This is a genomic window from Microvirga zambiensis WSM3693, assembly GCF_016735695.1.
Taxonomy (GTDB): Bacteria; Pseudomonadota; Alphaproteobacteria; order Rhizobiales; family Beijerinckiaceae; genus Microvirga; species Microvirga zambiensis.
On sequence record NZ_JAERQD010000246.1, the window covers coordinates 1 to 554 of the forward strand.

1 pseudogene is annotated in these 554 nt (G+C 59.7%); it reads right to left on the reverse strand.

The features are described from left to right. Positions 1-554: pseudogene (locus JKL46_RS35120) on the reverse strand (IS5 family transposase); the annotation flags it as partial.

The window sequence follows — 554 nt, forward strand, 5'->3', positions numbered from 1 at the left end:
CTAGGTCGTGGACTCATAACTGCGGATCCAAATGCGGGCTGACACCAGCTTGATGGCGGCCAGGAAGTTGTCTGGGTTTTTGTCGTAGCGGGTGGCAATGCCGCGGAACTGTTTAAGCTTGTTGAAGAAACGCTCCACGAGGTTTCTGTAGCGATACACAAAGGCGCTGAAGACAAACGAGCCCTTGCGATTGCTCTTGGGCGGGATGTTGGCCCAGACATCCTGCTCCTGGACCTGCTGTCGAATAGCATTGCTGTCGTAAGCCTTGTCGGCCAGCAGGGTTGCGCCCGGCGTCAGGCTGGCCAACAGTTCCTCGGCTGCGGTGCCGTCATGCGCCTGGCCCGGTGTGAGAGCAATGCGGATCGGGCGGCCTTCGGCATCGACCAGGGCATGGATCTTCGTCGTCAGGCCGCCGCGGGAACGTCCCATGCCACCATCTCGATCCCCTTTTTACCCGTCGCGCCATGCTGATGGACACGAACGCAGGAAGAGTCGATCATGATGAGATCGCCGTCGTAAGCAGCTGAGACCGCCTCCAGAATGCGGTCCCACAC